This window comes from Methylobacterium trifolii, from assembly GCF_022179685.1.
Classification (GTDB): Bacteria; Pseudomonadota; Alphaproteobacteria; order Rhizobiales; family Beijerinckiaceae; genus Methylobacterium; species Methylobacterium trifolii.
In genome coordinates this window covers 1-7,558 of the sequence record NZ_BPRB01000226.1, presented here as the reverse complement: position 1 = coordinate 7,558, position 7,558 = coordinate 1, and the positions used below count along the sequence as shown (strand labels likewise).

Below are 7,558 nucleotides of genomic sequence, written 5' to 3'. Positions count from 1 at the left end.
TGCGCTCCGACAACGAGGCGGTCGTGGTCAACATCACCGATGTCGACCCGGTCGAGCGCCCCGAGACCGTCCACTGGGTCGATCCGATCCACAAGCACCCGTGAGGCGCGAAAGGCGGGCGATGCCGCATTGCCGGCGATCCCCTTCGGACTGAGGATCGGCCGGGCCTTCGCCTGGCGCACCCCGATCGCGGCCGAACGCGTCTTCGGCGCCGCCTCGGGCATGAGGGCTTGGGCAAGGGGCTTGGGCAAGGGGCTTGGGCAAGGGGCTTGGGCAAGGGGCTTGGGCAAGGGGCTTGGGCAAGTCCATCGTCCAGAACCGGAACGCGCTCTACACCGACCACGTCTTCGCCGGCCTTCGCCCGGTCATCGCGACCGGGCTCGTCGCCGAGACCGTCGTATGCGCGTCGAACGAGCGGGTCACGGTCCGGCGCGCCTCGGAATCGGCGCCTCCGGCCTTCCCCTCGACGCGCCCCTTCTCGAAATCTCCGAGACCACCGCCGGCAAGAGCGGGCAGGCCCAGCTCGTCGCGTATGCTCGCAGGACCGGGGCGACGGCGCGGAAACTCAGCCGCAAGGTCGGCGGCCAGGCCGCCCTTGGGTAGCCGGGACCGCAGCAGCGGTCGCCGACCCGGTGAGGCATGGCTGGAGAGCACCGCCTTCGATGGCCGCCTTCCGCCGCGTGTCGGGCAGGGACGGCGCCCTATCGATGACGATCGTCATCGTCGGGCGGCGCTCCGGCATACGGCGGCTGACAACGGGGGAAAGGCGGCTTATATGTCGATCGTCATCATCAACGAGGTCCGAGGTGAAGGTCAGCAGGAAGCAGGTCGAGGAGAACCGGAGCAAGGTGCTCGAAGCCGCCGCGATGCTTTTCCGCGAGCGCGGCCTGGAGGGCATCGGCATCGCCGACCTCATGAAGGCCGCCGGTCTGACGCACGGTGGTTTCTACCGTCAGTTCAAGTCGAAGGGAGACTTCGTCGTCGAGGCCGTGCGCCGTGCCTACGAGACGTCCAGCGACGAGATTCGCGAGCGGATCGGCGCGCCTACCGGAGACCCGTTCGCGACGCTCGTTCGCTACTACGTTTCCGAGGAACACCGGGACCATCCGGGAGCCGGATGCAGTCTCGCGACCCTGGCGGTCGACGCGTCGCGCAGTGAGGACCCGGCGCTGCGCTCTTTCTTCGGGACGATCGTCAGCCGCTACCTCGACCTGCTCGTCACCATCATGCCGGGAGAGGGTGTCGCGGACAGGCGATCGGCGGCGGTGGCGGCCCTGTCCGAAATGGTGGGGGCCGTGATTCTGTCGCGCGTCGTTCCCGATCCCTCGCTGTCCAGGGAGATCCTCGACAGCGTTGCCGACGATCTCCTCGCCGCCGCAGGTGACGAACCGGATTGAACGGACAGGGCCTCAGTGAACCAAACGCTCGACCACCGAACGGACTTCGGCGCGACTCATCGGCTCCACATCCACCGAGCGATGGATCGATAGGCCTTCGATCATGGCGTCCAGCACCTTGGCGGTGTCGGGTGCGAAGTGCTGCCGCAGCGCCGCGCGGCTCTTCTCCATCCAGTCCTGCATGACCCGACGCAAGGGGGGGTTGCGGACGGCGAAAGCATACAGCTCGTAGCTCAGCAGCATATTGCGGGGCGTGGCCCAACTCTCGTCCACGATGAGATCGACCACGGCCTCGCACGCCTCGTCCGGGTTCGCCGCAGCGGCGAGCCGCTCCGTGAACCGCGTCGCGACCCTATCGGCGAGAAGACCGAACGCCTCGGTCAGCACCTCGTCCATGCCCGTGAAATGGTAGGTCATCGAACCGAGCGGCACGTCGGCCGTCGCCGCGACCCGGCGGTGCGTCGTGCCGGCGACGCCATGTTCGGCAACGACATCGAGCGCCGCACGCAGGATGCGGGTCCGACGCTCAGGGTCGTAACGGCGCCGTGTTCCACGCAAGGCGATCTCCCGGACGGCAGGCGGACGAAATCGTCCAACGGCGGTTGGCATCCTCCTCCGATGCGGACATACGTACGTATCGGCGGCTGGGGAAGGGCTACCATTCCACCGAGATCGCGGGGATCGGACGATCATGAGGACCGAGAAGCAGAAGATGCTGGCGGGCGAACCCTACCGGCCGGGCGACCCGGAGCTTGCTGCGGATGCCCGGCGTGCCCGGGCGTGGATGGTCCGCTACAACACGACCCTGGCGGCATCGCCCGCCGAGCGGCGGGTGCTGTTGCGCGAACTGTTCGCTCACGTTGGCGAGGGCGCGGTGGTGCGCCCACCCTTCCACTGCGATTATGGTCAGCACATCTCCCTCGGCGAGGGCGTGTTCCTGAACTTCAACTGCGTGATCCTCGACGTCGCCCCCGTTGCCATCGGCGCGCTGACGCAGGTGGGTCCCGGCGTGCAGTTCCTTACCGCCGATCATCCCCGCGATCCCGCGCTCCGGCGTGATGGGGTCGAGAGCGGTCTCCCTATCGTCATCGGGACGAACGTCTGGATCGGAGGTGGCGCGCTGATCCTACCAGGGGTCACCGTGGGGGACGATGCCATCATCGGTGCCGGGGCGGTCGTCACCCGCGATGTGCCCGTGGGAGCGACCGTCGTGGGCAATCCGGCCCGACCGCGCGGAACGGCCTGAACGAGGGATCGGCTCGCCGCGGCGTGTCGTGGACGGACCGGCCATAGGCTCCCGCGTCACGGCCCGCCATCGGCGAACGCTATCTCCGGGTCCACGTCGCGTGTCGACAGGACGGTGCGCACTCGGACCCTGCATCAGGCACGTCACCATCTACGCGTTCGGACATTCCATCGCGCGGCCGTGGATAACGGCTCGAACGAAGGCGCATGTGAAAACCGAAAATCGTGATCTGATTTTGAGTAAACAATAATCGATCGACTCGCGTATCGATCCATACCGCATGTCATCTGATGTCGTTCGTGACCCGACCCTGAGCCAGCAAACCGGTCGGCACTGAACGCAGGTTTTCCGGGCATCCCGTCCCCCGAAGGCGGGTGGATGCCATGGCTCGCAAACGCTTCCCGACCGAACAGGTCGCCATCGCCCTGCGATAGGCGGAGAGCTTAGCTGCGGCGCCGAATATCCCGTCCCGGTTCTGCTCGCCCTGCTTCCTGCCGATCTCCACGCCCGCCTCACAATGGTGAGGATCGACATATGCCCCCCCGTTCGAGGTTCGTGGGCCAGAGGGCCGCAGGGACGCGCTTGACAATGACGACCGTCATCAATAGGTAATGGTGACGTTCATCATCATTAAGGAGACAGACCATGACGGAGACCCGGCTGCCGGCCGCAGGCGAAAGCGTCGCCCTCGTTACGGGGGCGGCGAGCGGGATCGGCCTCGCCATCGGGGTCGCCCTCGTCCGCAAGGGTTTTCGCGTGTTCGGCACGAGCCGGCAGGCGTCGCCCGGCACGGTGCACGAGGGCATCCACATGCTGCGCTGCGACGTCACCGACGATACGTCGGTGACGCAAACGGTAGCGGAGGTGCTCAAGCTCACGGGCCGGATCGACGTCCTCGTCAACAACGCCGGCCGCTCTCTCATCGGCGGTGCCGAGGAATCCTCCCTGAAGCAGGCTCAGGATCTGTTCGACATCAACGTCTTCGGCATCGTCCGGACGATCAATGCCGTTCTGCCGACCATGCGCGCCCGGGGCCGCGGCCGCATCGTCAACGTCAGTTCGGTGGCGGGCTTCCTGCCGGGTCCCTACACCGCGCTCTACGGCGCCACCAAGCACGCCGTCGAAGGCTATTCCGAGTCCCTCGATCACGAGCTGCGCGGTCTCGGAATTCGCGTCTCGCTGGTCGCCCCCGCCTTCACCCGGACGGCCCTGGAGAACAATGCCGACAAGCCGGATCGGGTCCTGAGCGTCTACGACAAGGGTCGGCAGGCGATGATCTCGACTTGGCGGAACGGGATCGCTGCGGGCGATCCCGTGGAAGCGGTGGCCGACAAGGTGGTCCTGGCTGCCACCGATACGCAGCCCAACATCCGCTACATGCCCGGCAAGACGGCTGGCCGCCTCCGCCTCATGCGGCGCTACGTGCCTGAGAAGGCTTTCGAAAAGAGCTTCCGCAAGCAGATGGGCGTGGCCGACTGACCCAACCGACGCACCCGCGGCACGGCCCGCATCACGCGGGACGACGGCATCCGTCGCACGGTCCGGTGCCCAGGTCGGCCGGCGAAACATCATTGGCAGCAGAAGGACGAAAGCGATGTCACAGGACGAGTTGCACGCGAACGAGACGTCGATCGCGGACCCGGCACGGCGCAATGCGTTGATCGCGGGCGCGGCGACGCTCACGGCCCTGTCCCTGCCGGCACCGGCGCTCGCGCAGACCCAGAAACCCGTGAGCGCGTCCGCGGCCGCCGAGACCCGCTTCGTCGAAGCGGGGGGCCGCAGGCTCGCCTATCGGTCGGTGGGCGAGGGCACGCCCATCGTGCTGGCTCACCGCTTCCGCGGTGTCCTGGGGCTTTGGGACCCGGCCTTCATCGACGCATTGGCCGCACAGGGCTTCCAGGTCGTCACCTTCGATCATTCGGGCTTCGGCCTCTCCACCGGCACGAAGTCGTACGACCCCGCATCCCTGGTGAAGGACACCAAGGATCTGGTGGACGCCCTGGGACTCAAGGACGTCGTGATCGGCGGCTGGTCCTTCGGCGCGATCGTGGCGCAGATCTACGTGGCGATGCTCGGCCCCACCGTCAGCCACGCGGTCCTGATCGCCGGCACGCCGCCCGGCCCCCTCGTCAAGCCCGGGCAGCAGCGCTTCTACGACCTGGCCGCGCAGGACGAGGCGACGCTGGAGCAATACACCGACATGTTCTTCAACCCCGACGACCCGGGCAGCCGCGCCGCATCGAAGCGCTCGTTCGACCGGATTTTCTCCAGTGCGAACAAGCGGAGCCCGGACATCCCGGCGGACTGGGCCATTGCGCAGGCGCCGCGCACGCCGCCGAACCCGGTGTTTCCGTCCGAGGACGTGCTGAAGGCGCTGCAACACACCGACGTCCCGATCCTGCACCTCAACGGCGACCGCGACATCTCATTCCCGGTCGAGAACTGGTACGCGCTGAACGGGAAATTTCCGACCCTGCAGGTGGTCACCTACCCGCGTGCCGGCCACGCGGCACATTTCCAATATCCAGAACGCGCCGCATCGGACATCGCCGCGTTCGTCAAGAACACGAAGAAGACCTGACGCCGAATCAGCCATCCAATTCACGCCGCCCGGGAACACCGGGCGGCGTCAGGACACATTGTCTTTCAAGGAATTATCCATGAAATACTATCTTTGCAAATACATCCCACCGCGGCCCGACTTCCTGCCGACGATGAGTGCCGAAGAGAAGGGCTGGATGGGCGAGCACGGCGCCTACCTCGACGCCCTGCTCGAACAGGGCACCATCGTGGCGCATGGTCCGGTCATGGACCCGGCCGGCGGATATGGCGTCTCGCTCTACCGCATCGCGGACGACCAGGACATCGCAGCGTTCATCGCGCAGGACCCCATCGTGAAGAACGGGGTCGGGCATTACGAGCACCATCCGATGCTGCATCTGAAGGCGCGGGGCTGACGCGCGCGTCTCGTCGGACCTCCGCCGATCCGAGGAGAATTCCATAACCACCGCGCTCGGCCGCCAGCGCCTGCGGCGGCTGTCGGCGCGGTCTCCGGGTGGCCCGGCCGCACGGGGCCACGATCCGGGCCTCGCCGGTCGCGCGGCCGACCGAGCCTCCCGGCCGATGAATGGCGGACCGCCCACGGCGTCGCCATGGACATCGTGACGGCGGATCTCCTCGACGGCGCCGCCCTCGAACCCGTTCCGGCCGCCCGACCCGCTTCGCATCGCCGCGGCCGCAGACCCTGCATCGACCGACCCGGTCCGAGGTGCCGCAGACCCTCCTGCCCCTGTCTCGGCCGCGCCCGGGCGGCGTGCCCGTGCCGGCCCGTCGAGGATTGCAGGCGCCATCCCGCTACGCGGGCGGGTCTCGACAGGGCGGCCGTCATCCGCCGCATGCTCGCACAGGCCGCTCGACCGGCGGCGGTTCATGACAACCCTAACGGGTCTGCGCATCGGCACGGTCACCGTCCCAGACGCACGCAGTTCCGTCCCTGCGCCTTCGCCTCGTAGAGCGCGGCGTCCGCCACTTTCGTCACATCCTCGAAGCGCGCGCCACCCTGGCCCATCATGGCAGCCCCGATGCTGACGGTCGCCGTCAACGCCCCCGTCGGAAGGGGAAAGGGTCGCTCCGCGATATTCGACCTCAACCGCTCGGCGACGTCGAGGAGCTCCCGCTCGCCGACGCCCGGAAGCACGACGAGGAACTCCTCGCCGCCCCAGCGAGCGATCATGTCCGGCGAGCGGAGCGCCGCTTTCGTCCGGGCCGCGAACGCGCTCAGGACGAGATCGCCGCACTCGTGTCCGTACCGATCGTTGATGGACTTGAAGTGATCGATATCCAGGATCAGCAGCCCCCCCGTCGGCGGTACGTCCGAACCCCGGACGCTACGGCGCATCATCGTCTGCAGGCCCCGTCGATTGGAAAGCCCCGTGAGCGGGTCCGTCTCGGCGAGGCGCAGGAGCGTGCGGTTGGCGCGCTCGGCGGCCATCGCGACATATCCGAAATAGACGAAGACCCCCGTGACCTGATCCATGATCATCGAGATGCGCGCGCTCTCGGCCGAGGCGATTGGCAGGTCGGTGCCGATGAGGATTCCGATCGAGAGCAGGAAGACGATCGCATAGAATCCGAACGCCACGGACTCGATGTACTGCGACCAGAGCCTTTCGGCCCCGGCCGTCAAGCGAACGGTCTCATACGTGGCGAGAACGGCCACCACGAAGCAGCAGGCGAAGATCGCCGCGATCGACAGCCGGCTGGAGAGGCCGAGGCCGAGCAGGGTCGGATAGAGGACGCCCGGGAGAGCGACGAGAGCAACGCTGAGCCCGACCTCGATGCGTCGGTCGAAGAAGTCGCGGAGGCCCGTCCAAGAGAGTACGAGACTCGCACTGTACAGCCAATACGTGATCATCGTGATCGGAATGGGTGGCAAGGTATCGGACGACACGCTCATCATGATGAGCGATCCCGCCATCGACGTCCCCATGGCGCCCATCCAATGCCAGAGATAGGCCTGCCGACTCTGGCTGAGGGCCATCACGAGGAACACGACGACGTAGGCGCCCCGGCTGACCGCGCTGGCGAAATGAAGCGTGTTGAGGTCCAGAGCCATGAAAGACACTCGAAACAAGACCATTTAATTTTTCATCGAGGCTCATTTGATATACGAACCATTATTGGTATTTGCTTGAGTACAAAATCGACTACAAGCTTAATGGCTGCGACCCGGCATGCGGGCGCCCAACACCATATTCGATGATATCGCTAACATTTTCTTAATGCAACTTAACCGATATTGCACCATGACAAATGTTTTCGCCCAATATTTTTGCAGAAATTTTCGGGCCGCAACCTTTTGGACATCTTGCTTCGGCTTGCTGCAGAGGAAGCCCCCGGTAATTACCCACCCCCT

General features: G+C 66.2%; 8 protein-coding genes and 1 pseudogene. 7 read left to right on the top strand and 2 right to left on the bottom strand.

From position 1 onward, the window contains the following. The 3 genes and pseudogenes from COGEMETH_RS18765 to COGEMETH_RS18750 all read left to right on the top strand — a co-directional run. Nucleotides 1-104 (top strand): annotated as a pseudogene (locus tag COGEMETH_RS18765) (cupin domain-containing protein); the annotation flags it as partial. Nucleotides 105-399: 295 nt separating this feature from the next. Then, complete coding sequence (locus COGEMETH_RS18755) at nucleotides 400-603, top strand: hypothetical protein (protein ID WP_306421762.1); 204 nt, start codon at nucleotides 400-402, stop codon at nucleotides 601-603. 59 nt (nucleotides 604-662) lie between these two features. Beyond that, on the top strand, nucleotides 663-1,397 hold the full coding sequence (locus COGEMETH_RS18750; RefSeq protein ID WP_238184123.1) for a TetR/AcrR family transcriptional regulator: 735 nt from the start codon (nucleotides 663-665) through the stop codon (nucleotides 1,395-1,397). A 12-nt stretch (nucleotides 1,398-1,409) separates the two neighbouring features. On the opposite strand, the gene COGEMETH_RS18745 is transcribed toward COGEMETH_RS18750, so the two are convergent. Then, nucleotides 1,410-2,006 (bottom strand): TetR/AcrR family transcriptional regulator, encoded by a 597-nt coding sequence (locus tag COGEMETH_RS18745; RefSeq protein ID WP_238184122.1) that lies wholly within the window; start codon nucleotides 2,004-2,006, stop codon nucleotides 1,410-1,412. 82 nt (nucleotides 2,007-2,088) lie between these two features. On the opposite strand from COGEMETH_RS18745, the gene COGEMETH_RS18740 reads away from it, so the two are divergent. The 4 genes from COGEMETH_RS18740 to COGEMETH_RS18725 all read left to right on the top strand — a co-directional run bounded on the left by COGEMETH_RS18740 (nucleotide 2,089) and on the right by COGEMETH_RS18725 (nucleotide 5,600). Further along, nucleotides 2,089-2,643 (top strand): sugar O-acetyltransferase, encoded by a 555-nt coding sequence (locus COGEMETH_RS18740; protein WP_283215028.1) that lies wholly within the window; start codon nucleotides 2,089-2,091, stop codon nucleotides 2,641-2,643. A 645-nt stretch (nucleotides 2,644-3,288) separates the two neighbouring features. Beyond that, entirely contained in the window at nucleotides 3,289-4,122 is an 834-nt protein-coding gene (locus COGEMETH_RS18735) for an oxidoreductase (protein ID WP_238184121.1), read from the top strand. A gap of 115 nt (nucleotides 4,123-4,237) precedes the next feature. Continuing rightward, the gene (locus tag COGEMETH_RS18730; protein ID WP_238184120.1) at nucleotides 4,238-5,224 is read left to right on the top strand and encodes an alpha/beta fold hydrolase; all 987 of its coding nucleotides are present in this window, start codon (nucleotides 4,238-4,240) and stop codon (nucleotides 5,222-5,224) included. 79 nt (nucleotides 5,225-5,303) lie between these two features. Then, the gene (locus COGEMETH_RS18725) at nucleotides 5,304-5,600 is read left to right on the top strand and encodes a YciI family protein (protein ID WP_238184119.1); all 297 of its coding nucleotides are present in this window, start codon (nucleotides 5,304-5,306) and stop codon (nucleotides 5,598-5,600) included. A gap of 506 nt (nucleotides 5,601-6,106) precedes the next feature. Here COGEMETH_RS18725 and COGEMETH_RS18720 read toward each other — a convergent pair. Continuing rightward, nucleotides 6,107-7,258: a GGDEF domain-containing protein gene (locus COGEMETH_RS18720; protein WP_238184118.1), complete on the bottom strand. Its 1,152-nt coding sequence runs from the start codon at nucleotides 7,256-7,258 to the stop codon at nucleotides 6,107-6,109. Between the last annotated feature and the right edge of the window lie 300 nt (nucleotides 7,259-7,558).

Bases quoted from the DNA above. Each gene is read 5' to 3' on its own strand.
- COGEMETH_RS18725 (WP_238184119.1), top strand. From the start codon at position 5,304: ATGAAATACTATCTTTGCAAATACATCCCACCGCGGCCCGACTTCCTG.
- COGEMETH_RS18745 (WP_238184122.1), bottom strand. From the start codon at position 2,006: ATGCCAACCGCCGTTGGACGATTTCGTCCGCCTGCCGTCCGGGAGATC.
- COGEMETH_RS18740 (WP_283215028.1), top strand. From the start codon at position 2,089: ATGAGGACCGAGAAGCAGAAGATGCTGGCGGGCGAACCCTACCGGCCG.
- COGEMETH_RS18735 (WP_238184121.1), top strand. From the start codon at position 3,289: ATGACGGAGACCCGGCTGCCGGCCGCAGGCGAAAGCGTCGCCCTCGTT.
- COGEMETH_RS18755 (WP_306421762.1), top strand. From the start codon at position 400: ATGCGCGTCGAACGAGCGGGTCACGGTCCGGCGCGCCTCGGAATCGGC.
- COGEMETH_RS18730 (WP_238184120.1), top strand. From the start codon at position 4,238: ATGTCACAGGACGAGTTGCACGCGAACGAGACGTCGATCGCGGACCCG.
- COGEMETH_RS18720 (WP_238184118.1), bottom strand. From the start codon at position 7,258: ATGGCTCTGGACCTCAACACGCTTCATTTCGCCAGCGCGGTCAGCCGG.
- COGEMETH_RS18750 (WP_238184123.1), top strand. From the start codon at position 663: ATGGCCGCCTTCCGCCGCGTGTCGGGCAGGGACGGCGCCCTATCGATG.